Annotated in this window: 25 protein-coding genes; 14 read left to right on the top strand and 11 right to left on the bottom strand. The window is 70.9% G+C overall.

The features are described 5' to 3' along the window. Positions 1-94: 94 nt before the first annotated feature. Positions 95-277, bottom strand: coding sequence for a hypothetical protein (locus FHX37_RS15985; protein ID WP_141924651.1), 183 nt, complete (start codon positions 275-277; stop codon positions 95-97). A 284-nt stretch (positions 278-561) separates the two neighbouring features. On the opposite strand from FHX37_RS15985, the gene FHX37_RS15980 reads away from it, so the two are divergent. Beyond that, the gene (locus FHX37_RS15980; protein ID WP_141924650.1) at positions 562-1,110 is read left to right on the top strand and encodes an HdeD family acid-resistance protein; all 549 of its coding nucleotides are present in this window, start codon (positions 562-564) and stop codon (positions 1,108-1,110) included. A 28-nt stretch (positions 1,111-1,138) separates the two neighbouring features. Here the strand turns inward: FHX37_RS15980 and FHX37_RS15975 are convergent, their stop codons facing one another. Further along, positions 1,139-1,981: a formate/nitrite transporter family protein gene (locus FHX37_RS15975; RefSeq protein ID WP_141924649.1), complete on the bottom strand. Its 843-nt coding sequence runs from the start codon at positions 1,979-1,981 to the stop codon at positions 1,139-1,141. Between the two features lie 332 nt (positions 1,982-2,313). Between FHX37_RS15975 and FHX37_RS15970 the strand changes: the two genes are divergently transcribed. From FHX37_RS15970 to FHX37_RS15930, 9 genes are all read left to right on the top strand, one after another. Continuing rightward, complete coding sequence (locus FHX37_RS15970) at positions 2,314-2,529, top strand: DUF5957 family protein (RefSeq protein WP_141924648.1); 216 nt, start codon at positions 2,314-2,316, stop codon at positions 2,527-2,529. A 2-nt stretch (positions 2,530-2,531) separates the two neighbouring features. Continuing rightward, positions 2,532-3,779 carry a sensor histidine kinase gene (locus tag FHX37_RS15965; RefSeq protein ID WP_141924647.1) on the top strand — a complete coding sequence of 416 codons (1,248 nt, stop codon included), beginning with the start codon at positions 2,532-2,534 and terminating at the stop codon, positions 3,777-3,779. A gap of 194 nt (positions 3,780-3,973) precedes the next feature. Continuing rightward, positions 3,974-4,678 (top strand): response regulator transcription factor, encoded by a 705-nt coding sequence (locus FHX37_RS15960; RefSeq protein WP_281288304.1) that lies wholly within the window; start codon positions 3,974-3,976, stop codon positions 4,676-4,678. Positions 4,679-4,984: 306 nt separating this feature from the next. After that, positions 4,985-7,243, top strand: a complete 2,259-nt coding sequence (locus tag FHX37_RS15955; protein ID WP_141924646.1) for a serine/threonine-protein kinase — start codon at positions 4,985-4,987, stop codon at positions 7,241-7,243. Positions 7,244-7,245: 2 nt separating this feature from the next. Then, positions 7,246-8,559 carry a vWA domain-containing protein gene (locus tag FHX37_RS15950; protein ID WP_141924645.1) on the top strand — a complete coding sequence of 438 codons (1,314 nt, stop codon included), beginning with the start codon at positions 7,246-7,248 and terminating at the stop codon, positions 8,557-8,559. Further along, the gene (locus FHX37_RS15945; protein ID WP_246062318.1) at positions 8,556-9,218 is read left to right on the top strand and encodes an FHA domain-containing protein; all 663 of its coding nucleotides are present in this window, start codon (positions 8,556-8,558) and stop codon (positions 9,216-9,218) included. Before FHX37_RS15950 ends, FHX37_RS15945 begins: the two co-directional genes overlap by 4 nt. Beyond that, entirely contained in the window at positions 9,215-10,693 is a 1,479-nt protein-coding gene (locus FHX37_RS15940; RefSeq protein WP_141924644.1) for a hypothetical protein, read from the top strand. Before FHX37_RS15945 ends, FHX37_RS15940 begins: the two co-directional genes overlap by 4 nt. Positions 10,694-10,791: 98 nt before the next feature. Next, positions 10,792-11,088, top strand: coding sequence for a DUF6221 family protein (locus tag FHX37_RS15935; RefSeq protein ID WP_141924643.1), 297 nt, complete (start codon positions 10,792-10,794; stop codon positions 11,086-11,088). A gap of 498 nt (positions 11,089-11,586) precedes the next feature. Continuing rightward, entirely contained in the window at positions 11,587-13,065 is a 1,479-nt protein-coding gene (locus FHX37_RS15930; RefSeq protein ID WP_141924642.1) for a SulP family inorganic anion transporter, read from the top strand. 97 nt (positions 13,066-13,162) lie between these two features. Here FHX37_RS15930 and FHX37_RS15925 read toward each other — a convergent pair whose 3' ends face one another. After that, positions 13,163-14,023: a CPBP family intramembrane glutamic endopeptidase gene (locus FHX37_RS15925; RefSeq protein WP_246062317.1), complete on the bottom strand. Its 861-nt coding sequence runs from the start codon at positions 14,021-14,023 to the stop codon at positions 13,163-13,165. Positions 14,024-14,296: 273 nt separating this feature from the next. Between FHX37_RS15925 and FHX37_RS15920 the strand changes: the two genes are divergently transcribed. Together FHX37_RS15920 and FHX37_RS15915 are read left to right on the top strand one after the other, a co-directional pair. Then, complete coding sequence (locus FHX37_RS15920) at positions 14,297-15,658, top strand: dihydrolipoyl dehydrogenase family protein (RefSeq protein WP_141924641.1); 1,362 nt, start codon at positions 14,297-14,299, stop codon at positions 15,656-15,658. Positions 15,659-15,768: 110 nt separating this feature from the next. After that, the gene (locus FHX37_RS15915) at positions 15,769-16,029 is read left to right on the top strand and encodes a glutaredoxin family protein (protein ID WP_170181599.1); all 261 of its coding nucleotides are present in this window, start codon (positions 15,769-15,771) and stop codon (positions 16,027-16,029) included. 30 nt (positions 16,030-16,059) lie between these two features. Here FHX37_RS15915 and FHX37_RS15910 read toward each other — a convergent pair whose 3' ends face one another. From FHX37_RS15910 to FHX37_RS15890, 5 genes are all read right to left on the bottom strand, one after another. Next, complete coding sequence (locus tag FHX37_RS15910) at positions 16,060-17,334, bottom strand: Nramp family divalent metal transporter (protein WP_141924640.1); 1,275 nt, start codon at positions 17,332-17,334, stop codon at positions 16,060-16,062. 186 nt (positions 17,335-17,520) lie between these two features. Next, a complete protein-coding gene (locus FHX37_RS15905; protein ID WP_141924639.1) occupies positions 17,521-19,935 on the bottom strand; it encodes an MMPL family transporter in 2,415 nt (804 codons plus the stop codon). Between the two features lie 247 nt (positions 19,936-20,182). Then, positions 20,183-20,362 (bottom strand): hypothetical protein, encoded by a 180-nt coding sequence (locus FHX37_RS15900; protein WP_141924638.1) that lies wholly within the window; start codon positions 20,360-20,362, stop codon positions 20,183-20,185. Then, entirely contained in the window at positions 20,359-20,571 is a 213-nt protein-coding gene (locus tag FHX37_RS15895; protein WP_211351849.1) for a MerR family DNA-binding transcriptional regulator, read from the bottom strand. Before FHX37_RS15895 ends, FHX37_RS15900 begins: the two co-directional genes overlap by 4 nt. Continuing rightward, a complete protein-coding gene (locus FHX37_RS15890) occupies positions 20,568-21,026 on the bottom strand; it encodes a hypothetical protein (RefSeq protein WP_141924637.1) in 459 nt (152 codons plus the stop codon). Before FHX37_RS15890 ends, FHX37_RS15895 begins: the two co-directional genes overlap by 4 nt. A gap of 227 nt (positions 21,027-21,253) precedes the next feature. Here FHX37_RS15890 and FHX37_RS15885 point away from each other — a divergent pair, with 227 nt between their 5' ends. Further along, on the top strand, positions 21,254-22,090 hold the full coding sequence (locus FHX37_RS15885) for a helix-turn-helix domain-containing protein (RefSeq protein ID WP_141924636.1): 837 nt from the start codon (positions 21,254-21,256) through the stop codon (positions 22,088-22,090). A gap of 9 nt (positions 22,091-22,099) precedes the next feature. Then, on the top strand, positions 22,100-22,282 hold the full coding sequence (locus FHX37_RS15880) for a DUF397 domain-containing protein (RefSeq protein WP_141924635.1): 183 nt from the start codon (positions 22,100-22,102) through the stop codon (positions 22,280-22,282). A gap of 201 nt (positions 22,283-22,483) precedes the next feature. Here FHX37_RS15880 and fxlM read toward each other — a convergent pair whose 3' ends face one another. The 3 genes from fxlM to FHX37_RS15865 form a co-directional block, all read right to left on the bottom strand. After that, a complete protein-coding gene (gene fxlM, locus FHX37_RS15875; protein ID WP_141924634.1) occupies positions 22,484-23,776 on the bottom strand; it encodes a methyltransferase, FxLD system in 1,293 nt (430 codons plus the stop codon). 251 nt (positions 23,777-24,027) lie between these two features. Beyond that, positions 24,028-24,885 carry an alpha/beta fold hydrolase gene (locus FHX37_RS15870; protein WP_141924633.1) on the bottom strand — a complete coding sequence of 286 codons (858 nt, stop codon included), beginning with the start codon at positions 24,883-24,885 and terminating at the stop codon, positions 24,028-24,030. A gap of 106 nt (positions 24,886-24,991) precedes the next feature. Continuing rightward, entirely contained in the window at positions 24,992-25,726 is a 735-nt protein-coding gene (locus tag FHX37_RS15865) for a hypothetical protein (RefSeq protein ID WP_141924632.1), read from the bottom strand. Positions 25,727-25,836: the final 110 nt, after the last annotated feature.

Here is a 25,836-nt window from a genome sequence, read left to right as displayed (position 1 = left end):
GCCGCGCCGACGAGGGCCGGGGCCATGCGGCGCCGACGGACGGTGCCTCCCGTTCAGAGGCGCCGGCCTGAGCGGGAGGCCCCGGACCAACGTGCTAATCGCAGCCGGGAATGCCTTCTAGGACTATCCGGCACATCGTCTCCCGGGGAAGCTCGATCACCGGCGGAGGATCCTCCTGGGACGGCTGGGGCTGCGGGGAGGCCTGGGCGGTGCCGGCCGCGAAGGGGCCGAGGGCCATGGCGGCGCCAACGGCCAAGGCGATCATGGGACGACGCACTCGACGACTCCTTTCACGCAGAGCTCCGGATGAACACGTTTCGTTTCGGGAGTGTGACATAGGAGGCCGTGTCCTGCACGGAAGGCGCTGGCGGGTGAGTGCCTCGGGCCCGTTCCGGCGCGCCACGGCGCCGCCGGTCGGCCCGCTGGCGCGGGGACGCAGGGGAGCGCGGCGAGCGCGGGCAAAAACCTGTTGGTGAATTCTTTCCCCGCTGTTGATGATCGCGGCGGGTGTGTCCGGGCAGAGCCCCAGTGGGACCATCGCATGCATGAGCGGGGGAGAGCATGCTCGACTACCTGGCGCGGCACTGGTGGATATTCGTCGTCCGCGGCGCGTTGGCTGTCCTGTTCGGAATCGTCGCCATCGTCTGGCCGGGTATCACCCTGTTCGCGTTGGCTGTCCTGTTCGGGGTGTACGCGATCGTCGAGGGGGGAGCGGCGGCCGTCTCCGCGTACCACACCGAGGGCAACAACCGGATCCCGCTGGCGCTGGAGGCCGCGGTCGGCATCGTCCTCGGGCTGCTGGTCCTGCTGCTGCCGGGAGCCGGGGTCGTGGCGCTGGCGATCCTCATCGGAACATGGGCGGTCATCACCGGCGTGCTCGAGGTGCTGACCGCGGTGAAACTGCGCGAGGAGATCGAGGGGGAGTGGCGCTACATCCTGGGAGGCGCGCTCTCCGTGTTCTTCGGTCTGCTGGTGTGGTTCTGGCCCACGGCCGGAGCCGTGGTGATCGCCTTCATCATCGGGATCTACGCGATCGTGTTCGGCGTGGTGCTGATCGCGTTGGGCCTGCGGGTGCGCCGGGCCGGACCGGATGGTGGCGCCCCCGCCTGAGACGGGCGCGAGGGCACCACTCCCCTCGTCACCCCTGGACCGGCCGGCGCGCCTTGCGCCACTCGTAGAGGCGTTCGTGGCTGCGCACCAGCCGCAGGAACGTCGTCAGGCCGAGCCCTCCGAGCATGTTGCCCACCACGGTCCAGCCGAAGAACGACAGCCACTGCGCGTAGCCGTAGGAGGCGTCGGCGTGGATACCGCCGAACAGGAACAGCGTGTCCAGGATCGAGTGGAACAGGCCGAGCCCCGCGACGAGGAACGCGACGACGAACGAGGCGACGATCCGCGCGACGTCGTTCTCGGTGCCGATCCGCATGCGGGTCAGCAGCGTCATCACGCTTCCCGCGAGCACGGACAGCAGGAACCCGCCCAGGTCGAGCGGCGCCTCGGCGAACGTCTTCCCCGTTTTCACCGCCGTGTCCGTCAGGTCGGGGAACGCGGTGATCACCATCCACATGGTGATCCAACCGCCCAGGAGGTTCCCCACCAGGGTGATCAGCCAGAAGCGCAGCAGCCGCCACACGCTGGCTTCCTTGGCCGCGACCACGGCCACCGGCACCAGGAACCCCTCGGTGAACAGTTCGCTGTTGCCCAGCAGCAGCACGACGAACCCCACACCGAACGCGATCCCCGCCAGCAGTTTGCTCCCGGTGGCCTGCTCGACCGCGAGGAACGCCACCACACCGAGCGAGATCTCGACGCCCGCGATGGTGCCGCTAGCCAACAGTTCCGGGAACGTCCGGTACAACCGCGGTCGTCCTCCCGCGACCATGGTGTCGAGGGCGCTCTCCACCTGGTCCTCACGGATCCCGGGGTGGCGGCCCTTCGAGTCCGTCCCGTCGGCCCTCTGGCCGGAGTCGTCAGTGCCCATCGAGTGGTCGACCCCCCTCTCCACGGAGTGCCCGGGCAACAGGCGCGGTGCGTCGGCGCCTCTCGCGGTAGCGAAACGTTCCCCGGCAGGAACACATCGTAACCACGGGTGCGGTGTGACGGACGTAGCCGGGGCCGGGACCAGCGGAATCGTGCCACCCGGGCGGTAGGGACCACGTTCGGCGGTCGCCCGTCCCCTACTTTCGGCGGGGATCGGGGGGCACGACTCCATCCGGGGATGCAGACCGGGTGTCCACCGCGGTGGGACGACCACGGCCCCGTCTCCTCCCCACCCTGACGGTAGCCAGGACAACCGGGAGAGAGGCGGAAGCGATGACGGTACTCAGGACGCTCGGCGTGGCCGTGCTCGGGATGCTCGGCGGGTTCCTGCTGGGGCTCCTCGTGTCGGAGGCGATCGGCATCGTCGGGATGGTGGCCACCGGCGAACCGCCGACGTGGTTGCGGGCGATGAGGCTCGCACCGTCGGTCCTCGCGCTCGCGGGCGGCCTCGCGGCTCCGGCCGTGTTCCTGTGGCGCAGGGAAACCTGATCGTGCCGGACAGGACACCCTCGGAAGGAACGCCGGCGGGAAACCCGCTCTCCCGCCTGCCGGCCGCGGCTGTTGACGGGATGCTGGCGGTGGCGGTGGGTGCCGTCACCACCGGAACGGAACTCCTCGTCGCGGAGAGCTCCGGTGTCCAGCCGCGTCTGGCGGGCTTCGCCGCGCTGCTGTGCGCCGCCGCCTCCCTCGCGGCGGCGGGCCGCTTCCCCGCGGTGACCGCCCTCACCGTGGGCGCGGCGACACCGCTGTACTACGTGCTGGGCCCGGTCGACAACGGGACGGCCTGGCTGGCGTTCGTCGCCGGAAGCCTGCGGCTGGCCGCCGACGGCCACCGGCGGTGGGCCTACACCGGTGTGGGCCTCGCCCTGGGCGCGTTCGCGTCGGCGGAACTCGTCGACGCCGAGTTGGGCAGGTCGCTGGCCGTGCTCGGGTGGGTGCTCGCGGTCGTCGCCGCCTGCGAGATCGTCCTCGGCCGGCGTGACTACCTGCGCGAGGCGCAGCACCGTGCGGCCGAGGCCGAACGCGGCCGGGACGAGGAGGTGCGCAGGCGCGCCACCGAGGAGCGGATGCGGGTGGCGCGGGAGCTGCACGACGTCGTCGCGCACAACATCTCGCTGGTGAACGTGCAGGCCAACGCGGCCACGCACCAGTGCGACCCGCAACGGACCCGGGCCGCGCTGGAGACCATCCGCACGGCCAGCACGGAGACCCTGCGGGAGGTGCGCCGCACGATGGGCGTGCTGAACCGGGCGGGTGAGGAGACCATGCCCCGTACCGCGGCACCGTCCCTGGACCAGCTCACCGACCTCGCGGACCGGTTCACCGCTGAGGGGCTTCCGGTGGCGGTGGAAACCGCGGGGCGGGAGGTGGAGCTTCCCGCCTCCGTGGGACTCGTCGCCTACCGCGTGGTCCAGGAGGCGCTGACCAACGCGCTGCGGCACGCGCGGGCCCGGTCGGTGCGCGTGTCGGTGCGTTACGGCCCCGCCCGGCTGCGGGTCAGTGTCGACGACGACGGCTGCGGTCCCGAACCCGGCGCCGTGGAGGGCGCGGGGATACGGGGGATGCGCGAGCGTGTCACCGCCCTCGGCGGCAGCTTTTCCGCGGCGCCGCGGCCCGCGGGCGGGTTCCGGGTGGTGGCGCTGCTGCCGTCGTGCGGTGGCGCCCAGGGCCTGTGTGACGGACGCGGCCCCTCGCGGGCGGTGCGGCCGGTGCCGCGTCGGCATGGCCGAGGGGGATGAGGAGTGGGTACCCCGTCGAGTGACAGGGACGCCGCCCCAGCGGTGCTGGGGCGGCGCGCGGCGGGACGGGTGTCCGTAGTGCGAACCCCACCGGTGGGAGTGGTGGTACCTGGCGTCCTCGCGCCGCACCTCCCCGAACCCGGGAACGAGGGGCGGTCCTGTTGGTAGGAAGGAGTGTGATCCCGGTTCCGGGGGTGGCAGAGAGAGGGGGGTCCGGTGTGGAGCGGGACGGTGTCGTCCGAGTCGTCCTGGCCGACGACCAGCAACTGGTGCGGGCCGGGTTCCGTTCGATGCTCGACGGGGAGGACGACATATCGGTGGTCGCCGAGGCGGGTGACGGCACCGAAGCGCTCCGGGCCGCCCGGGAGCACCGCCCCGACGTGGTGCTGATGGACGTCCGGATGCCCCGCGTCGACGGGGTGGCCGCCACCCGCGCGATCGTCGCCGAACCGCAGCTGCGCGATGTCCGGGTGGTCATCCTGACCATGTTCGACCTGGACGAGTACGTGTACAGCGGGTTGAAGGCCGGAGCCAGCGGTTTCCTGGTGAAGGACACCGAACCGGCGGAGCTCATCCACGGGGTCCGGGTCGTGGCGCGGGGTGAGGCGCTGCTTGCGCCCTCGGTCACCCGGCGGCTCATCGGGGAGTTCGCCGGCCGGATCAAGGACCCGCCCCCGACACCGGAACTGAACGGCCTCACCGAACGGGAGCGGGAGGTCCTCACGGCGGTCGCCAACGGCCTGTCGAACGAGGAGCTCGCCCAGCGCCTGGTCGTCAGCCCCGCTACCGCGAAAACCCACGTCAGTCGGGTCATGACCAAACTGGGGGCGCGGGACCGGGCGCAGTTGGTCGTGTTCGCCTACGAGGCGGGAGTGGTCCGACCCGGCTGGTTGAGCTGACCGGCCCCGCCGGCCGGATCGGCTGGACACGGTCGAATTGGACGCATCCTCTTGTGTGCCGGCCGTGTGGCGACGACACTCCCTGAGAGGGCCTGATGCACGATCCGTGTTCTCCGGCGGCGCGTGGCCGGCGGGCACGGTCGACCGGTTCCGGTGGGCGCCACGGCCGGGCCGCCGCGTTGCCGGGACGTCCGCCGGGAGCGGGGTGAGCGGAGAGAGGAGGGGCGCCGACGCCGTGCGCGTACGGGTCGACAGCGGAGCGGCGGTGGCCGCTGGCGCGGGTGCGGCGGCGCGGGACACAGCGACATGAACCAGTGCACCGACCCCCACTGCACCGGCGAGATCGACGACGGTTTCTGCGACGTGTGCGGCATGGAGCCCCTACTCTCCCGGCCCGTCGCGGCGCCGGGCGGCGCCGCTGTTCCGGGGGGAGGCCAGGACTCCGCTCCCGACCTCGCCGAAACCGAGTGGCCCGCCACCGGGCGGGAGTCACTGGAATGGGCCAGCCCCTGGGCCGAACCGGCCACGCGCGGCACCCTCGGGCTGGGGATGGTGGACGTTCCGCCGGTTCCCTACCGGGACCCGCAGGACGCGGTCATGACGAACCCGGTCGTCGCCGAACGCAAGCGGTTCTGCGGCAACTGCAGCGCGGCGGTGGGACGGTCGCACGACGGGGTTCCGGGCCGGACGGAGGGGTTCTGCTGGTCGTGCGGCGTGGAGTTCTCGTTCGCACCCAAGATCTCACCCGGGGAGTGGGTGGCCGGCCAGTACGAGGTGCTGGGGTGTCTGGCCCACGGCGGACTCGGCTGGACCTACCTGGCACGGGACCACAACGTGGACGGCAGGTGGGTCGTCCTCAAGGGCCTGCTCAACAGCGGCGACGCCGAGGCCCACAAGACCGCGGCGGTGGAGCGCTCCATGCTGGCCGAGGTCGAGCACCCCAGCATCGTGAAGATCCACAACTTCGTGCGGCACCCCGACCCGCGCACCGGCGAGGCGGTCGGCCACATCGTCATGGAGTACATCGGCGGGAAGTCGCTGGGGGAACTGAACCAGGAGCGGCGCGCACGCAGCGGCGGGGAGGACGGCCTGCCCGTCGAGCACGTCATCGCCTACGGGTTGGAGGCGGTGCGCGCCTTGGGCTACCTGCACAGCGCCGGCCTGTTGTACTGCGACTTCAAACCGGAGAACGTCATCCAGAGCGAGGAGCAGATCAAACTCATCGACCTGGGCGGGATGCGCAGGATGGAGGACACGGTGAGCCCGGTGTACGCCACGGCCGGCTACCGGGTTCCCGAGAGCGAACTCTGCGGGATCGGGCCCACGGTCAGTTCCGACCTGTACGCCGTCGGCCGGGCCCTCGCCGTGCTCAGTTTCCGGTTCGACTACGTCCGCCAGTATCCGCACAGCCTGCCGGACCCCAGCGAGGAGCCCCTGCTCGCCCGCTACCCCTCCTACGACCGGTTCCTGCGCCGCGCCACGAACCCCGAACCCGCACTGCGGTTCCAGGACGCGGCGACGATGGCGGAACAACTCACCGGGGTGCTGCGGGAGGTGCTCTCGCACGAACGGGGGCGCCCGTACCCGGCGCGTTCCACCCTGTTCAGCCCGGAACACTTCGCGTCCAACGCCGGCAGCGCCGCCACGATCGACGAGGTCGACCAGATGCTGCGGACGCCCGACCCGTCCGCTGCCGCCGTGGACCTGCCCACACCGCTGGTCGACCCCGACGACCCCGCGGCCGGTTTCCTCGCCGGCCTGTCCGGTGTCCCCACCGAACAGCTCGCGGCGACCCTGGAGGAGGTCGACGACCCGACCCCGGAGATCCGGTTGATGCTGGCCCGCGCCCACATCAACCTGCGGCGGCCCGAGGACGCCCACGTCCCGCTGCGGATGTTCACGTCCCAGGACTGGCGGGCGTTCTGGTACCTGGCCGCGCTGGCGTTGAGCTCCGGCGACACCGCTGGCGCCCGGGAGCAGTTCGAGGAGATCCGGGACCGCCTTCCCGGGGAGGCCGCGCCCAAGCTCGCCCTGGGGATGGCCTGCGAGTGCGACGGCGCACCCGAGACCGCCGCGCGGTACTACGCGCTGTTGTGGAACACCGACCACGCCTACGTCAGCGCCGCCTTCGGCCTCGCGCGGCTGTACCTGGCCGGCGGGGAGCGGGCGGAGGCCGTGCGCACCCTGGACACGGTTCCGGAGCTGTCCAACCTGCGCGCGCACGCGCGGATAGCGGCTGTCGAGGCGCTGATCACCAGCGCCGGCTCCCAGCCGCCCGGCGACCACGACCTGCGCGAGGCCGGAGACCGGTTGGAGGGGCTGAAACTGCCGGACGAGTCCCACCAGCGCCTCGCGATCCGGCTGCTCGAGGCGGCGCTGCGGCTGGCGCGTCCCGCCGCGGCGAACCCGCACCCCCCGACGCTGCTGGGCAACCCCATGCACGAGGAGGGGCTGCGCCGCAACCTGGAGCACACCTACCGGATGCTGGCCCGTACCGCCGGGGACGCCGACCGCTACGCTCTCATCGACCGCGCCAACAGGATCCGGCCCTGGACGTGGGTGTAGGGATGCCGGACGCTCCGGAGCAGCCCGGTTTCACCGTGCGCGTCGCGCAGAACCAGTACCTTCCCCCCGGTGGCACCGAGGTGCACGCCGTCGTGACCGTCGCCTCCGACGGCGGTGGTGCCCCCGGCGCGCAGGAACCCCCGGCGGAGGTCATCATCCTGGACACCTCGGGGTCGATGTACGGTGACCGGCTCGCCCACGCCCGGCGGGCCGCCCGCGCCGCCGTGGACACGCTGCGCGAGGGGGCGCGGTTCGCGCTGGTGGCGGGCGACCACACCGCCACCATGGTCTACCCGACGCGGCGGGAGCTGGCCACGGCGGACCCGCGGAGCCGCGCCGCCGCCAAGGAGGCGCTGCGGGGCCTGACGGCTGGCGGCGGCACCCGGATGGGCAGGTGGGTGGAACAGGCGGCGGAGCTGTTCTCCCGCACCGAGGCGGAGCTCAAGCACGCCATCCTGCTGACCGACGGGAAGAACAACGACCCCTCCCCGGAGTTCGGCCGCGTCCTCGCCGCCCACGAGGGGGAGTTCGTCTGCGACTGCCGCGGTGTCGGCACCGACTGGAACGTGGACGAACTCCGGGAGGTGGCCTCGGTGCTGCTCGGAAGCGTCGGTATGGTCACCGACCCCGCGGAGCTGGCGGAGGACTTCCGCGCCATGACCCGGTCGGCGATGGCCAAGACCGTCCCCGACGTCGAGCTGCGGCTGTGGACGCCGCGCGGGGCGGACGTCGTGTCCGTCCGGCAGGTGTCCCCCACGGTCGAGGACGTCACCGCCCGCCGCAGGGACAGCGGCCCGCAGAACGGCGACTACCCCACCGGTTCGTGGGGGGTGGAAACCCGGGAGTACCACGTCCGCGTGTCCGTGCCGCCCGCGGACACCGGGCGCCGCATGCGCGCGGGGCGGGTCAGTGTCCGCACGCCGCGCGGGGACCGGACGCTGGCCCACGGCGACATCCTCGCCGAGTGGACCGAGAACGAGACGAGAACCGCCACCATCGAACCGCGGGTGGCGCACTACACCGGTCAGGTGGAGCTGGCGGCGGCTGTCCAGGAGGGGCTGCGCGCGCGGGAGCGCGGGGACACCGGCACGGCCACCTCCCGGCTGGGGCGGGCGGTGGCGCTCGCCCACGAGTCCGGCAACGAGACCACCGCGGCCCTGCTGGCCCGGGTCGTGGACGTCGTCGACCCCGTGAGCGGGACGGTGCGGCTGCGCCCGGAGGTGGCGGCCACGGACGCCATGGCGCTGGACACGTGCTCCACGCGGACCGTGCCGATCACCCCGGCCTCCGGGACGGAACCGGGGCGGCGGGGATGAGTATGCCGCACTGTCCCGCCGGGCACGGCCCCGCACCCAGTGACCGGTGCGGGGTGTGCGGGGTCGGCGCCGTCGAGCCCGCGGAGGTGGCCGCCCCCGCGGAGGAGGGGACGCCTCCCGCGCGGCCTCCCTGCCCCGAGTGCGGACTCGTGCGGTTCGGGAGGTTCTGTGAGGCGTGCGGCTACGACTTCACCACCGGCACTCCCCACCCGCGCACGCGCGGCCCCGGCGCGCGCGGCGGTGGCTGGGTCGCGGTCGTGGACACCGACCTTGACCAGTACCGGAGCATGGTGGAACGCGGCCTCCTCGACTCCGAGGCGGTCCCGTTCCCGTCCCACGCGCGCCAGCACCGGACCGTGCTGCACGGGTGGCAGGTCACCATCGGGCGCGGCGGCGTCGCACCCGGCGGCGCGCTCGGCATCGACCTCGACGCCTGCTCCGGGGACCCGGCGGTGTCGCACGCGCACGCGGCGCTGCTCGCCCGGGCGGACGGTTCCTGGGCGGTGGCGGACCTGGGCTCCACCAACGGCACGACCCTCAACGGGGACACCGTCCCCCTGGCGAGCGGAACGGAGGTGTCGTTGCGCAGCGAGGACCGACTCCGCATGGGCGCCTGGACGGTGATCACCGTGCGGCACGAGACCGGGAGGGACGGATGAAGGGTTCCACCGCGCGCCCCGACATCGCCGACCGCCACGCCGCCCGGGCGGTGCAGCGCGCACGGGCGGAGGGCCGCATGCCCGAGACCGTCGGGCCGCGGACCACACCGTCGCGGATCCGGATACTCACCCTGGCGGCGCTGGCCGCCGTGGCGGCGCTGTTCCTGGTGGTCACCGTGTCCCTCAGCCAGGCGCGGGACGGGGTGAACGCGCTCGGGGACAGCGCGGGCCCGCGGACGATCGCCGCCCACGACGTGTACTCCGCGCTCAGCGACATGGAGGCGCAGGCCACCACCGTGCTGCTGATGGGTGACGAGCACGGTCTGGGCCGCGGCCGGGCGGAGGCGCTGCGGCACTACGAACAGCGCCGCGGCGACGCGAACCACGCCCTGGCCCAGGCCGCGCAGCTCGCCTCCGAGGGGGACGCGGACGAGAACGACGTTCGCGAGCTGATGGACGGGCTGGGTTCCTACGAGCAGCTCGTCGCCCGGGCGCGGATCCACAACGACGCGGCGGGGGAGGGGGCCGGAGCCCTGTCGGGCGAGGCGCTCCGGCGCCAGCGGGAGGCGAGCACGCTCATGCAGGAGGACCTGCTTCCGCAGGCCTCCGAGCTCATGGAGGACAGCCGCTCCGCGGTGACCGAGAGGTACGAGGACAAACGGTCGGCGATCCTGTCCGGTGCGGTGTGGGTGGTCGCCGCCGGTGCCGTCGCCACCGGAATCCTGGTGTGGCTGCACCACTACCTCAGTGTCCGTTTCCGCCGCAGGATGAACGTGCCCATCGCCGGGGCGGCGCTCGCCGCGGCCGTGCTGACGCTGGGTCCCTGCGCGATCCTGGTGACCGAGGCGCAGCAGTTGCGGACCGCCAAGGAGGACGGGCTGGACCCGGTCCTGTCCCTCTCCCAGACGCGGGCGGTGAGTACCGCCATCCACGCCGACCAGAACCGCTACCTGCTCGACCCGGCGCGTGGCGACGTGTACGAGGAGGAGTACCTGGCGGGCGCGCGGAGGGTGCTCGCCGTGGACGCGGAGGGCGCAGACGGCTACGCGGACGCGGTGACCCGCGCTGTGGCGGACGGCCCCGACGGGGTGGACGCGTCCGTGGGCGGGTTCCTGGGCCGGGAGGCGCGGAACCCGTCCACGGGGTCCGCGGAGTCCGAGCTCGCCGAGGTGTTGGAGGGCTACGCCGCGTTCCAGCGGTCCGACCAGCACCTGCGCGGTCTGGTGGAGGACGGGCGGTTCCGGTCGGCGGTGGAGGCGCACCTGGACGGCAAGGACTCCGTGTCGGAGACGTTCCGCTCCTACGACGCGTCCGTGGAGTCGTTGATCGCCTCCCACCGGGAGACGTTCGGGGACGCTGTCACCGCCGGGGAGCGCGAACTCGCCGGCCGGTACTGGCAGGTCCCCGCGATGGCCGTCGCGGTCGGCGTTCTGATCGTGGCGGGTGTCTACCCCCGTCTCGCCGAGTACCGGTAGATCCCGTCCGGTCGGCTGCGCGCGGCTGTGCTTCACTTCCCGCGGGGATGGTGCAATGGGGTTCGCCAAGGGCGCGCGGCCTCGGAAGGAGTGTGTTCGTGACCATCGTGGAGTTTCTGGACGCCCGGCTGTACGAGGACGAACGCGCGGCGCACGCGGCTTCCCGGGCGACCGGGGGTCCGCAGCGGGCGCGGGCGGACGTCGCGGCGAAGCGGAGGATCCTCCAGAGCTACACCGAGACCTACCGCGCGTGTGTGGCGGCCATGGGCGACGGGAGCGGCCAGGCGGACGGGAGCGACACGTGGGCGGCGCTGCACGCGTGGCGCCAGGCGCTGGAGCACCTGGCGGCGATCTACGACACGCACCCGGACTACGACCCGTCCTGGCAGTCGTGAGGCCCGTTCCCCGGAGCGCTCGTTTCGGTGTGGCGCAGACTCTTGTGGGGTGGCTGGCACCCGTGGGAAAGTGCCCCGGAACGTTCCGTTGCGACGGCGCAGCGTGTCCGTCAGATGTGTAGTACCCCAGGTCGGGGAGTCCCCGGTCCACCACCGGCTGTGAGTACCCTCTCAGCCGGGAATACGTGACCGGTTCGCCAGCCTGTGGGTAGTGTCGGTATGTTGAGAACTTCGCGATGATGTGCGAAGTTCGCCTTCGCTTTTTCCATCCGTGACCACTGGGTCGCCGTTCTGCCCCCCAGGGGCTGTGGCGGCGTCGCCGGGGCGCGGACAACACGTGGACTCGTCAGGTCACCTTTTACCGCGGGGCTGATCCCTTTCCCGCACCCGTACGTTCAGCTCGCGCCCCGCCTGTGTCCCGGAGTCCCTTCAGCCTGACCCCAGGGTGTACGCACCGCTCCGCGGTCCCACCCGAGCTGTCCGAAAGCGAGCGGCGTCATGACCACGCAGAAGTTGACGTGGCCGCAGGCCACCCTCTCCACTCTGTCGGTGCTGCGCACCGAAGCGCTGTCCGGCCTGGTCGTGGCCCTGGCGTTGATACCGAACGCTATATCGTTCTCAATCATCGCCGGTGTCGACCCCCGCGTGGGGCTCTACGCGACATTCACCATGGCGGTCACGACCGCCTTACTGGGCGGGCGGCCCGCGATGATCTCGTCTGCGACCGCCGCCATGACGCTGATCGTCGCCCCGTTGGGGCAGGAACACGGCCTGGACTACATCCTGGCCGCCACCATCCTGGCCGGCGTGTTCCAGGCGGTGCTGGGAATGGTCGGTGTCGCCAAACTGATGCGGTTCGTGCCGCCCAGCGTCATGACCGGGTTCGTCAACGCGCTGGCCGTGCTGATCTTCACCGCCCAGGTTCCGCACTTCGCGGGCGACGGCTGGGTGGTCTACAGCCTGATCGGTGTGGGGCTGGCGGTCATCGCCGTCCTGCCGAAACTCACCAGGGCGATCCCCGCCCCGCTGGTGTCCATCGTCGTCATCACGGCGGCCGCCTGGGGCGGCGGCCTCAGCATGCCCACGGTCGGCGAGATGGGCCACCTGCCGGAGGCGTTCCCCGTGCCGATCGTGCCGGACGTCCCGCTGACGCTGGAGACACTGCAGACCATCGCGCCGGTGGCGTTCACGCTCGCCCTGGCGGGGCTGATGGAGTCCCTGATGACCGCCAAGCTGGTGGACGAGATGACCGACACCCGCTCCGACAAGGGCAAGGAGGCCCGCGGCCAGGGGATCGCCAACATCATCACCGGTTTCTTCGGCGGCATGGCGGGCTGCGCCACGGTGGGCCCGACCGTGATCAACGTCAAGTCCAAGGCGCGCACCAGGGCCTCCACGTTCCTGGCCGGTGTGTTCCTGCTGCTGCTGGTCGTGGTGCTCAGCGAGCCGGTCGCCGCGATCCCGGTGGCCGCGCTGGTGGCGGTGATGATCTACGTGTCCATCACGACGATGGACTGGCACAGCGTCCACCCGGGAACGCTGCGCCGCATGCCGTGGAGCGAGACCTTCGTGATGGTGGTGACCTTCGGGGTGGTCGTGGCCACGCACAACCTCGCCCTCGGGGTGTTCGTCGGGGTGATCACCTCGATGGTGGTCTTCGCCCGCCGCGCGGCGCACCTGACGGAGGTCACCAGCGTCCTCGACCCGGAGGGGGGAGCACGGGTGTACTTCGTGCACGGTGAGCTGTTCTTCGCGTCCAGCAACGAGATCGTGTGGCAGTTCGACTACAACGAGGAGAACATCGACCACGTCACGATCGACCTGTCCGGGGCGCACGTGTGGGACTCCTCCGCGGTGGCCGCGCTGGACCACGCGACGGAGAAGTTCAGCCGCAACGACATCGAGGTGGAGATCACCGGCCTGAACGCGTCCAGTGCCGCCCTGCACCGGGAACTCAGCGGAACACTGCCCCGCTGAGGTGGGACTCCGCGCAACGCGGCGGGTCGTCGGAGCGGATCCGGCGGCCCGCCGTTCGTGCGCGGGCGGGGCGCGAGCACCGCTTCGCCCGCGGCCGTCAGACGGAGGACGGGGACTCGTCGGGTTCCGGGGTTCGCCAGTTCTCGGAGGACCGCGTGAGCAGCGCCGCCACCGCCGGTGCGGCGGTGAGGGCGGCGGCGAACGTGGCCAGGGTGAGCGCCCCCTCCCCGGTGATGTCGACCTCGGCGTACCTCCCGCCGAGCAGGAACTGCGCTACCACCTGGAACGCCAGGTGGTAGCCGACACACGCCCACACGTTGCCGGTGATCACCCGCAGGCACCCGATGGAGACCGCCATCCCGAAGAAGATCACGGAGCGTTCCACCAGCACGTCCCACCCGGAGGAGACCACCCACAGGGTGGTGCCGAACAGGGTGAACAGCAGCGCCTGGCCGAGCACCGCCAGCCACGGCGCCACGGACGCGCTCAGGTTGCGGTGGAGGTAGCCCCGGAAGAGCAGTTCTTCCGGGAACGCCTCGAAGACCAGCACCAGCACGAGGAGCAGCGCCACCGCCCCGACGGCCTCGCCCGGGGAGGAGCGCACGTCGATACCGGACCAGCCGAGGGCGAGGCACAGCGCCGTGCCGGCCGCGGCGGGCACCAGCCAGGAGAGGGCCCCGACGGTGAACGGCCACCACGCTGCGCGCGGTCCGGTGAGCCGCAGGCCCGACCAGGGGCGCCGGTCCAGGTAGCGCCGTGCGGCGAGAACCAGGACGACGGTGAGGAGGCAGGTGACGACGGCGTTCACGGTGTGCCGGCCCAACGGGGAGAGGCCGTCGTAGAGGTGGTCGGACATCCACCCCCGCCCGAGCCAGACCAGCAGAGCCAGGGCGGTGACGGCCGAGAGGCGCCACACCAGGTGGGGGCGCCGGGATTGGACTGTTGCTACCTGACCCATGGCACGACCGTTCTCCTTGTTCGGTTTTCCGAGGGGGACGGTGGTTCATTCTCTGCGCGTGTGGCGGGCGTTACGGCCGGAATCCCACTGTTCGGCGCGATGGTAGCCGTTCCCGCGCCGCTCCGCGACGGGCGCGGGGCGCGTTCGTTCCCGCGCGGCCACCCGCTTGGCCGCCGCGCCGTGTCTCCTCGTGCTCTCGGCGCTCCCAGCGCCGATGATGGGGGAGAGTGTCCGGGGCCGCTGGGCGGCCGGCAGCCGACGCGAGGGGGAACGGTGGCCGAATCCGTGGACGTCGTGGTGCTCGGCATGGGGCCGGGCGGCGAGTTCCTCGCCAACGAGCTGGCGACCTCCGGCTTGACCGTGGTCGGGGTGGAGTCCGCGCTGCTGGGCGGGGAGTGCCCGTACTGGGGCTGCATCCCCAGCAAGATGATGGTGCGGGCCGCCGACGCGTTGGCGGAGGGGCGGCGGGTTCCGGAACTCGCCGGGGCGAGCACCCTGGCCCCGGACTGGTCGCCGGTCGCACGCCGGGTACGCAAGGAGGCCACCGACGACTGGGACGACAGCGGCGCGGTGCGGCGGTTCCGCGACACCGGAGGGTGGTTCGTGCGCGGCCGCGGCAGGTTCGGCGGCCCGAACCGGGTGGTGGTGGACGGCGAGGACAAGCGGGAGTTCGAGGCGCGGATCGGCGTCGTGATCGCCACCGGTGGTGTTCCCGACATCCCGCCGATCCCCGGCCTGGACGACACCCCCTACTGGACCAACCACGAGGCGATCGAGGCCACGACGGTCCCGGACTCGCTGTGCGTCATCGGGGGCGGCGCGATCGGGATGGAGCTGGCCCAGGTGTTCGCGCGGTTCGGTTCCGAGGTCACCGTCCTGGAGGGCTCCGACCGGCCGCTCAGCAGGGAGGAACCGGAGTCCAGCGAACTCCTGGCGGGGGTGCTGCGGCGCGAGGGGGTGGCGGTGCGTACCGGGACCCGTGCGGAGCGGGTGTCCCACGACGGCCGCGTGTTCGCCGTCACTACCGGCGGGGAGCGGCTGCGTGCCGCGGAGCTGCTGGTGTCCACCGGGCGGCGGGCGGACCTCGGCCCGCTGGGTGTGGAACGGGTCGGTATCGACCCGGACGCCCGCGCCGTGCCGGTCGACGGCCGCATGCGCGCCGCGCCGGGTGTGTGGGCGGTGGGCGACGTCACCGGCAAGGGGGCGTTCACCCACGTGGCCGTGTACCAGGCGGGGATCGCGGCGGCCGACATCCTGGGGCAGTCCCCGTCGGAGGCGGAGTACCACGCCGTGCCGCGCGTCACCTTCACCGACCCCGAGGTCGGCGCGGTCGGGATGACCGAGGCGCGGGCGCGGGAGGAGGCGCGCTCCGTGCGCACCGCGACGGTGCGCCTTCCCGACACCGCGCGCGGTTTCATCCACAAGGCGGGAAACGACGGGTTCGTGAAGCTGGTGGCCGACGCCGAGGAGGGGGTGCTCCTCGGCGCGACCTCGGCCGGGCCGAGCGGGGGAGAGGTCCTGGGAGCGCTGTCGGTGGCGGTGCACGCCCGGGTGCCGACCGGGCGGCTGCGGTCGATGATGTGCGCGTTCCCCACGTTCCACCGCGCCGTCACCGCGGCCCTGGACGACCTGTGACACCGCCGGGCGGTGGCGCGGGTCCGCCGCGTCGCCGGGACGGTTGTGCTGCGGTGCGGCGGCGGCGAGTATGGGAGGCTCCACCCGAGGACTGGGAGGAGGTGTGGGCCGTGGCTGGTGAGGCCGACGAGGTGCGCGTCTACTGGCGCCCCGGCTGCCCGTTCTGCTACGCGCTGCGGCTGGGGCTGCGGTTGCGCCGGCTGCCGCTTCCGCTGCGCGAGACCAACATCTGGGAGGACGCCTCCGCCGCGGGCCGGGTCCGCGAGATCACCGGCGGGGACGAGACGGTGCCCACCGTGGTGGTCGGTTCCACCACTATGGTCAACCCGAGACCCGGCGCGGTGGTGGCGGCGGCCCGCAGCGCCTGTTGAACGGGGCCACCGCCGCCGCCAGGGACGTTCTCACGCCGCGTCGGTGAGGGTGAGGACGATCAGGGCGGCGTTGAGCGCCACGACCGCCGCGGCGGTGGCCGTGGCCAGCACGGTGACCGCGGGGCGGCTGACGTGGCTTCCCATCACGTCGCGTCTGGCGGTGAGCACCACCAGCGGGACCAGCGCGAACGGGATGCCGAACGACAGGACGACCTGGGAGATCACGAGGGCGCGGGTGGGGTCGAGCCCCGCCGCCAGCACCAGAAGGCCGGGTGCCAGGGTGATGACCCGCCGCGCCAGCAGCGGTATCCGCCGCCGCAGCAGGCCGTCCATCACCACGGCGCCGGCGTAGCACCCCACGGCGGTGGAGGAGAGGCCGGAGACGAGCAGTCCGACCGCGAACAGCAGGCCGACGACGGCGCCGAGGTTGCCGGACACGGCGGCGTGCGCGCCGGAGAGCGACTCCCCGGTGTCGATGCCGCGCAGCGCGCTCGCGGCGAGCAGCACCATGGCGAGGTTGACCGTCCCGGCGATGAGCATCGCCAGCCCGACGTCGTACTTGTTGGCTCTCAGCAGCCGGGTGAGCCGGCTTCCTCCCTGTACACCGTGCCGGTCGCGCGCGAGGGAGGAGTGCAGGTACACGGCGTGGGGCATCACGGTCGCCCCGAGCATCCCGGCCGCGAGCAGCACGCTCTGGGTACCGGAGAAGCGCGGGACCGTACCGCCGAGGGTCCCGGCCAGGGACGGCGGCTCCACGAACAGCCCGGCGACGAACCCGATGGCGATCACCAGGAGCATCCCGGCGATGGCGCGTTCGAAGGGGCGCTGGCCGAACCGGTTCTGCACGGCCAGCAGCCCGAGCGAGACGACGCCGGTGATGGTCCCGCCGAGGATCAGGGGGAGGTCGAACAGGAGGTTCAGGGCGATGGCCCCGCCCAGTACCTCGGCGAGGTCGGTGGCCATGGCCACGAGCTCGGCCTGGGCCCAGTAGGCGATGCGGGAGCCGCGCGGCAGGCGGGTGCGCAGCGCCTCCGGCAGGGACTGCCCGGTGACCAGGCTGAACTTCGCGGAGAGGTACTGCACCAGGAACGCCATGAGGTTCGCGGCGAGGATCACCCACACCAGCAGGTAGCCGTACTGGGCGCCGGCGGCGACGTTGGTGGCGACGTTGCCCGGGTCGACGTAGGCGATGGCGGCGACGAAGGCGGGACCGAGCAGCGCGGCCCCGGTGCGGGCGCGGGTCGGACTCGACCGCGGCTTCCCGTCCGGGGGCGTGGTGTTGTCTGGCGGGGTGGTGCGTACCACCGGTGACCTCCGAGGGCGTCGTGTGGGGGACGTGCCCGGCACGCGTGGTGCGGGGGCGGGCACACACCGCTGGGTTAAGCTCAGCGACCTTCTATGTTTGGCTTACCAAACTTTTTATCACAGGCGGGGCGAACCCAGGGTGGGGAGGGCCGGTGCGTTATCTCACCGGCCCCGGGAAACCGGCGCTCAGCCCCGTCCGGTGGGGGCGTCGGAGCGTTCGTCGCCACCGCCGCCGCGCAGCGACTCGCCCTCGATGTCGATGTTGGGTAGGGCACGGTCCAACCAGCGCGGGAGCCACCACGAGGCCCTGCCGAACAGCGCCATCACCGCCGGGACCAGCGTCATCCGGATCAGGAACGCGTCGATGAGGACGCCGACGGCCAGCGCGAACGCGACCGGCTGGATGGTGGTGTTGTCGCTGAACACGAACGACGCGAACACCGCCGCCATGATGACGGCGGCCGAGACCACCACCCGCGCCCCGGACCGGAACCCGTCCACCACGGCCCGGCGCGGCTCGCTGCCGTGCACGTAGTCCTCGCGCATGCGGCTGACCAGGAACACCTCGTAGTCCATGGCGAGACCGAACAGGGTGCCGATGAGCAGGATCGGCAGGAACGACAGCAGGGTCTCGGTGGAGGTCACACCCAGTAGCGAGCTCCCGTGGCCCCACTGGAACACCGCCACGGTGGCACCCAGCGCCGCGCCCATGCTGAACACGAAGCCCAGCGCGGCCTTGAGCGGCACGAGCAGGGACCGGAACACCGCCATCAGCAGCAGGAACGCCAACCCGACCACGACCGCGAGGAACAGCGGCATGGCCTCGGCGATCCGCTGGGAGGTGTCGATACTGGTCGCCGTGGCGCCGGTGACGGCGATCCGGGCGCCGGTGCTGTCCTGCAGGTCCGGGCGCAGGTCACGCACGTCGTGCAGCAGCTCCTGCGTGCTCTCGGCGGAGGGGCCGTCGTCGGGGATCACGGTGACGATGGCGGTGTCGGCGCCGTCGTTGTACACCGGGGTCTGCACGGTGGTGACCCGGTCCAGGTCCCCCAGCCGGTCGGCGACGTCCTCCGCCGCCCCGGTCACGTCCCCACCGCCGGTGTTGCTCACCGTGACCAGCAGGAAGGCGTTGTAGCCCTCCCCGTACTCCTCGGTGATGATGTCGTAGGCCTGGTGCTGGGTGCTGTCCGGGGAGCTGGACTCGTCGGTCGGCAGGCCCAGGCGCATGTCCCGCACCGGCAGGAAGCACAGCACCACGATCACCAGTACCGCCGCGATCGGCACCACCGGGTGTCGGGTGACGGTGCGGGCCCAGCGCGCACCCAGGGTGTTCTCCGAGGTCAGCGCCCTCTCCGCGCGCCTCCCCAGGCCGGGTACCCGCAGCGACCGGACGTGGTGGCCCAGCAGTCCCAACAGGGCCGGCAGCAGGGTGATCGCCACGAGGACCGACCCGGCCACCGTGATGGCGGCGGCCACCCCCATCACGGTCAGAAACGGGATGCGGACGATGGACAGGCCCAGCAGCGCGATCACCACGGTGACACCGGCGAACACCACGGCGCTGCCGGCGGTGCCGATGGCGCGCCTGGTGGACTCGCCCGGCGGGATGCCCTCCACGAGCTGCTGCCGGTGCCGCGACAGCACGAACAGGCTGTAGTCGATCCCGACCGCGATGCCGAGCATCACCGCCAGCAGCGGGGCGGTGCTGGTGAGGTCCAGTACGTGCGAGAGCGCGTACACGAGCGCGATCCCCGCACCGGTTCCCGCGAGGGCGTTGACGATCGGGATGGCGGCGGCGACCAGCCCGCCGAAGTTCAGGACCAGGATCACCAGGGCGACCGCCAGGCCGACGCTCTCCCCGCCGTGGATGCCGGCCACGTCGGTGACCGTGATCGCCTGCCCGCTGTACTCCACGCGCAGCCCGGCGTCCTCGGCGGGGTCGCCCGAGTCGAGGAGGTCGTCCACGGTGCGGGGGGCCACCTCGGCGTCGGGCTCGGCGAACTGCACCTGGGCCATCGCGGTGGTGCGGTCCCCGGAGAACAGGTCGATCTCCTCCAGGACGTCCGCGCGGACCTCGTCACGGACCTCCTCGGGCAACTCGCCCTGTTCCAGCTGCTGGTCCACCCGGGGTTCGACCTGGGAGCGCGCGGTCTCCTCGTCCAGGCCGGGGTTGTCCCGCTGGGCCTGGGCCACACCCTGTTCGATCATGCTCTGACGCAGCTCGTCACTGCTCAGGGCCTGCTGGTAGCCCTGCTCGTACAGCTCGAACGGGTCGGTGACCGAGGAGACGCCGTCGATGTCGCGGATGTCGGCGACGGTGTCCTGGACGGCGTCCGGGCGGTCGCCGGTGGTGATGTCCTCACCGTCGGGCGCGTGGAACACGGCGATGGCGTTGCCGCCGCTGCGGTCGGGGAACCGCTCCTGAAGCATGTCCACGGTCTGCTGGGACTCGGTGCCGGGGATGGTGAACGAGTCGTTGGTGGGGACGCGGAACGCCCAGGCCGCCACGGCCAGGCACGCGAGCAGCACGAGCCATACAGCGGCGACGAGCCAGTAGTGCCGACTGCAGAACCTGCCGAGGTGGTAGAGAAAGGCCGCCATTGTGTCATCTCTTCGGGTGTGGCCACGGGGTCAGGTGGTCCGGGGCGGTGCCGCGCGGACGTGGCACGCCGTGGACAGGAAGTTGCTTATTGTGGCGAATCGGTCACGAAGAGAATATGCGGTGTGGTGGTGGCGGTCCTGTTTCCCGCCCGCGCGTGTCGCCGCTCGCGCGGGCGGGTCCCGCATCCGGGGGAGGGTGCCGGATGCGGGACCTGAGCGAACAGTTAGTGGTCGTGGTGGGGTGGGATCAGAGTCCGGGTGCCCTCGGTTCTTCGGTTTGGTCGCCGAGCCAGGTGCGTACGCGGGTGCGGAGTTCCAGCAGGGTGTCGCGGAGCTGGCCGGGCCAGAGGGTGTTGTCGTCCATGGCCTGGGTGAGCTGGTCCAGCAGGTCGAGTAGTTCGCGGCGTTCCTGCGGGGTGAGGTTCACGCCTGGTCACCCCCTGCATGGTTGGTGGCGGCTATGAGGTCTTGAACCTGTTCGGGGAGGAAGCGGCGGTGCCCGCCCGGGGTGACCAGTGCCGGGGTCAGGTGGCCGTAGCGTACCCAGGTGTTGATGGTGGAGGTGGTCACGCCGAAGGCCTCGGCGACATCACCGGGCCGCAACAGCGGGGCGGGCCAGCTCTCGGGGATGCTCACCGAACCACTCCCACAGTGCTCTTCTCCTCGCGCTGGGCCAGCCACTGGCGCACCAGCGGGGAGAGTTCCGCGCGGACATCGTCCAGCCCGTCGCCATGCGCCGGCGGGGTGGGATCGGGTGTGGTGGCAGCGCCGCAGGCCGGGCAGTGCTGCGCTGCTTCCTCCCGTTCCTGGACTTGGCGGTGTCGTTCGTGCTGGGTCACGTAGGGACGTACGGGATCGGTCTCGGTGGGATCCAACCACTCGGGTTCGGGAGGTGGGTCCCACGTCGCCACGAGTGGAGCTGGTTCCGGGGTGGACGGCCGAACGTGATCGTGGCTCACGGTTCGGTGCGGAACCCCCGAGGGGGTGGGCTCCTCTACCGGGGGACGGACGTGGTTGCGGCTACGGGCTGGCGCCACAACGGCAATGATCAGCAGGACGAACAGCGCCCATAGGGACGCGAGGTTACGCATAGCTCACCTCGTGTGATCGGACCGCCCACCAGATGGGGCGGCGAGAATAGGTCACCTCTTATCGTGCACCTGAATCTTCAGGTTTTCAATCCTTCACACAGAGATGCTTTACTTATTATCCATTCAGAGAGCTAATCTTCAGAGAAGAAAGTTTCACTATGCCGCGTTCGCGTAGTTCACAGACCGCCCGTAGCATCCAGGGGGACGAGCGAAGCGCAGGAGAAACCATGGCTGAACAGCGGCAGTCCATCCGCCGTCGGCGTCTGTCCGCAGAGCTGAAGAAGGCGCGCCAAGAGGCGAGCATGAGCATCGAGGAGGTTGCCGAGGCCACTGAGTGGTCGATGGGAAAAATCAGCAACCTTGAGACAGGTGTACGGCTCTACCCAGCCATCATGGAAGTTCGTGGCCTGCTGGACACCTACGGTGTCGATGACGAACGGCGCCGCGAGGAGATCCTGAACCTCACTCGACAGGCGCGGGACCGGGGATGGTGGTCAAAGTACAGTGACGTGTTCACCGACGAGTTCCCCAGTTTCGAAGCCGAAGCCTCCCGCATCCACACATACGAACTCGCCATGGTCCCAGGATTGCTGCAGACACCGGGATACGTGGACATCCTCCTGCGGGCTGGTCTGCGCCGGAACCCGCTGGACATTGAGCGCGCTATCGAGACCAGGCAGCGGCGACAGGCGATCCTTCAGGAGCCGGATGCTCCAGAACTCTGGGCGGTCATCGACGAAGCGGCACTGCGCCGTTTCCAAGGCGCAGGCGAAGTCTTTACAGAGCAAATTCAGCATCTGATCGACATGGCCGAAGCCGACAACACGGTCACGATCCAAGTACTACCGTTCGCATCCGGGATGCATGCCGGACTCAAGGGCCCCTTCGTCCTGATGGACTTCGCCGAGGGTGTGAACCCCGTCGTCTACTTGGAGACTGACACTGACGGGTTGTACCTCGAAGAACCTGATGAGGTAGACCGGTACCGTAAGTTGTTTGATCACGTACGAACCTCGGGCAGGTATCCTGAGGCATCGATTCAGATCCTGAAGGATCTCCTCTAGGAAGTCGACATGAACCTATTCCCCAGCATTGATGACCTGGAGTTTCGCAAGAGCAGCTACAGCGACCGTAACAACTGTGTTGAGGTCGCCGAACTTCCCGCAGGAGCGGCTGTACGCGACTCTCAGAACCCGGACGCTGGATACCTTACGTTCCCAGCGGCTGCGTGGACGGCGTTCCTGAGCGACCTTTGACTCACCAGAACGAGGGGCCTCTCCCGAGTACGGGGAGACCCCTCTACCTATTCTCGCTCCTACTCTACCCAGCCCGAGGTGCCCCGCCAGCTTCCCGAAGTCGCACCCATCAGAGGTCTTCGAACACCTGGGTTTGCTCCCTACAGGGACATCAGGTTCCGGTCCGGTTCCTTCCACGACCTCCCACCAGGCCAGGACACCTCAGCTGCCGTCCGCAGCGCAGCTCGGCTGCGGGGTGCGGCTGGTCCAGTTCAGGACCATGCGGGTGTGTCGCTTGGTCACGACACGGCCTGTCGGCACGTCTTCGAGCGGAGTGGAAGCCGGTACGAGGTCGATGCGGGGGCTGGGGTGCTCCTGGCGATCGCGGTCCCAGGCCTCGATCAGGTCGACCATGGCCTGGGCGTTCTGGTGGGCGTGGGGCCCGTGACCGGTCGCGCCGAACTCCCAACGGTCCTGGTCGTGGGGACTGCGGCGCAGAGTCCGGTAGGCGAAGCCGGTGCCGTCCTCGTCGACCAGCGCCGGAGTTCCGGACAGCACCACGGGACGGAGAAGTCCGGATGCGATCGCGCCGCGCTGGGCCGTCAGCAGCGCCCACCCGTCGGCCTGGCAGGCCAGATACAAGTCCTGGCCGTCAGTGGGCTCGTCAGCGCGCACGCTCGCATCCGCCCAGAGGGTCACCGCCTCCTGTTCCAGGGACGCGCGCAGGGACTCGGTATCCACCCGCGGGCCGTCCTCCAGACGCAGTCCGACCCGTTCCCCCTCCCGTTCGTGCAGCAGCGGCATGCGTTCCCAATGCTCGCCGGAACCCCGCATACGCACGAATCCGCACATGTCCACCTCCAGGCAGCGCCACCAGCCAGGAAGGCTGCCACGCTCCAGGGTCAAGCAGCGGGTCAGGCCGCGCACCCGCATGGGAACCACCAACCGGCCGCCAGCAGCGAGCTGGTCATCCCAGGTCGGCGGAACGTCCCAGGCTCCGGCGGTGACGATGATGCGCTCGTAGGGCGCGTGAGCGGGGAAACCGTGTTCACCGTCGGCAACCGCCAGGTGGACGTGGTCGGTTCCGGCTTCTCTCAGACATCCTTCGGCGCGGGCGATGACCTCGGGATCGATATCGATGGAGGTCACCTTCCCCTCATCGCCGATCATGTGGCGGATCAGCGCGGCGTTGTAGCCTCCCGAACCGATCTCCAGCACGCGTTGGCCGGGGCGCAGGTCGGCGCGGTTCAGCATGGTCGCGATGATGCTGGGCGCCGAGACGGAACTGAGTGCCATGTCCGTGTCCGGGGCGCGTTTGGTCACTACTGCCTGATGCTGGTCGTAGGAGTCGGCCAAGGGGAGGCCGGGTACGAAGCACTCGCGCGGTACGGTTCGGAGCGCGTCCTCGACCTCGGGGAGCAGCACATCCATGCCCAGGTTCGCCCTCTCACGCACCAGGGCGTCGACCATGCGCTGGCGCTCCTGTTCAGAGGTGGTAGCAGTTTCAGGAGGCATAGCCTCTCCAAGCGTGTGTTGCGGTCGGCGGGAGGCGACGTCACGCGCAGCGTCCTCCCCGCCAGTCAGGAGAGGGAAGGGCTTCGGGCCGTGATGTCCGGACACGGACAATACAGCGGGAGTGGCTTTCCGCACTTCGCCGGTGGGGGCAGGTCACACGGGAGGTGGTATTCGGCGTGCTCGGCCCTCTGGATACTGGGGACACGTACTGCCTTGAGGGCGGTTCCTGACGTGCCAGCAGCGGGGAGCGCTCACACCCGGTTTACCACCGAGTCGACCAGCGCGCCGAACGCCTCGGGCTGCTCCGCCACCGTGACGTGGCCCGAGCGGTCCAGCTCGTGGAACTCCCCGCGGGGAAGCAGCTCCGCGGTACGCCGCGCGGCTTCCCGAGGGACCACCCGGTCCGCGGAACCGTGCGCGACCAACGTCGGGCACGTGATCGCGTCCAGGCCGTCCCGGCCGTCGTAGCCCCAGAACGCGTCGGTCACCGTCCGCCACGCGGACGCCCGGCGAGGCAGCGGGTTGGACCGCACCATGTCGGCGGCCAGCGAGTCCGGGCTGTCGGGATGCAGCATGGTGCGCTTGGCGAGGGACCGAAGCGCGGCACCACCCGGGAGCACCCGGTAGAGACGCAGGGCGGTGACCAGTTTCAGCAGTGGCAGCTCCCATACCGGGGTCAGCCCGAACGCCCCGCCCGCCGTGAGAACCAGTCCCGAGACGGGATGGTTCTTGGCGTACTCCAGCGCGACGGCGGTGCCGTAACTCCAGCCGACGACGACCGGCCGTGCCACGTCGAGGGCGGCCAGTAGCTCGGCCAGGTCCCGCACATGCCCCGAGAGGCTGTGCTGGGCGCGGTCCTCGGAACGGCCGTTGCCAGCCAGTGAGTAGGCGACCAGCTCACGGTGGCCCGCGAACCTGTCGAGCTGGGGATAGAAGTTCCACAGGTTCCCCAGGCCGCCGTGGACCAGTACCAGCGCCGGGGAGGGGCCGGGTACGTGCATGGTCTCCAGGCTCAGCCCCGGCCTGACGTTGATCAGGGCGGTGCCCGGCAACCGCCGCCGGACCTCGGAGTAGGGGCGGGGGATGTCCGGTGGCGTGTCCGCGTTCAACCTGTTTCCCCTCGCTCGGTTGCGTGAGTCATGCCATCAGTCCGTCCGGAGAGTACGGGTCTCGGCCCCGCCCCGGCAGCGGGGCGAGGCGGGCCGCCGAAGGAGGCTACTGGCTATCCTCCTTGTCGGCGAGGCAGCCGTAGGTGTCGGCCCCGTCCTCCTCCACGGGGTCCAGGGAGAACGAACCGCTGCGCCAGGTGCCGTCCTCACCCTTCTCGAACGCCCCGCTGGCGACGAGGATGCCCGGCTGGAACATCTCGGACTCGAACGAGTCGCTGCTGAGCTCGGTCCCCTCGCCGCTGTCGGCGTCCTGCACGGTGAAGCTCCGCTGGTCGACACAGAAGTCGACCTGGACGCTGTCCTGCGACCACGCGCCGAGCTCGCCGTTGTAGAAGCGCATGTCGCCCGCCGGTACGGCGTTGGCGTCGATGTAGGCGTTCATGCCCTTGCTGAGGGTCTCGGAGGAGGGCGCGTCAGCGGTGAGCCGTTCGTCCAGGAACGCCTGTTCGCCGTCCTTGTCGTAGATGGCCTGGAACAGGTCGCCGTAGAAGGAGAAGTAGGCGTCCAACGCCTCCTGCTGGGCCTGGCCACCGGGCTCGTCCATCTCGATGACCGGGGAGACCCCCTCCGGGAACTGGCCCTCCCACGTGTTCTCGCCCCCGCCGTCGGAGGAGTCGGAGTTCCCCTGCCCACCGTCCTTCCCGGAGTCCGCCGAGTCGCCGTCCGAACCGTTCCCGCCGTCCGAACCGTTCCCGTCGTCGCCGGGCATCATCCCGCACCCGGACAGCAGCAGGAGGGAACCGGCCGCTGCCGCGGCCAGCACACGTCGTGGTGCCGTCATGACACATCCGTTCCGCTTCGCGTTTCACCGGCCGCCGTGCCCCACTGCCGCTGGGCACGGTCGCGGCCTCCCTGGCGTGGGTAGGACCGCCGGCGGCGGCGTACGGTTCC

Source organism: Haloactinospora alba (assembly GCF_006717075.1).
GTDB lineage: Bacteria > Actinomycetota > Actinomycetes > Streptosporangiales > Streptosporangiaceae > Haloactinospora > Haloactinospora alba.
This window is presented reverse-complemented; position numbering and strand designations above follow the sequence as displayed.

Bases quoted from the DNA above. Each gene is read 5' to 3' on its own strand.
- FHX37_RS15980 (WP_141924650.1), top strand. From the start codon at position 562: ATGCTCGACTACCTGGCGCGGCACTGGTGGATATTCGTCGTCCGCGGC.
- FHX37_RS15885 (WP_141924636.1), top strand. From the start codon at position 21,254: ATGGCTGAACAGCGGCAGTCCATCCGCCGTCGGCGTCTGTCCGCAGAG.
- FHX37_RS15925 (WP_246062317.1), bottom strand. From the start codon at position 14,023: ATGGGTCAGGTAGCAACAGTCCAATCCCGGCGCCCCCACCTGGTGTGG.
- FHX37_RS15890 (WP_141924637.1), bottom strand. From the start codon at position 21,026: ATGCGTAACCTCGCGTCCCTATGGGCGCTGTTCGTCCTGCTGATCATT.
- FHX37_RS15950 (WP_141924645.1), top strand. From the start codon at position 7,246: ATGCCGGACGCTCCGGAGCAGCCCGGTTTCACCGTGCGCGTCGCGCAG.
- FHX37_RS15955 (WP_141924646.1), top strand. From the start codon at position 4,985: ATGAACCAGTGCACCGACCCCCACTGCACCGGCGAGATCGACGACGGT.
- FHX37_RS15975 (WP_141924649.1), bottom strand. From the start codon at position 1,981: ATGGGCACTGACGACTCCGGCCAGAGGGCCGACGGGACGGACTCGAAG.
- FHX37_RS15905 (WP_141924639.1), bottom strand. From the start codon at position 19,935: ATGGCGGCCTTTCTCTACCACCTCGGCAGGTTCTGCAGTCGGCACTAC.
- FHX37_RS15865 (WP_141924632.1), bottom strand. From the start codon at position 25,726: ATGACGGCACCACGACGTGTGCTGGCCGCGGCAGCGGCCGGTTCCCTC.
- FHX37_RS15930 (WP_141924642.1), top strand. From the start codon at position 11,587: ATGACCACGCAGAAGTTGACGTGGCCGCAGGCCACCCTCTCCACTCTG.
- fxlM (WP_141924634.1), bottom strand. From the start codon at position 23,776: ATGCCTCCTGAAACTGCTACCACCTCTGAACAGGAGCGCCAGCGCATG.
- FHX37_RS15940 (WP_141924644.1), top strand. From the start codon at position 9,215: ATGAAGGGTTCCACCGCGCGCCCCGACATCGCCGACCGCCACGCCGCC.
- FHX37_RS15970 (WP_141924648.1), top strand. From the start codon at position 2,314: ATGACGGTACTCAGGACGCTCGGCGTGGCCGTGCTCGGGATGCTCGGC.
- FHX37_RS15880 (WP_141924635.1), top strand. From the start codon at position 22,100: ATGAACCTATTCCCCAGCATTGATGACCTGGAGTTTCGCAAGAGCAGC.
- FHX37_RS15945 (WP_246062318.1), top strand. From the start codon at position 8,556: ATGAGTATGCCGCACTGTCCCGCCGGGCACGGCCCCGCACCCAGTGAC.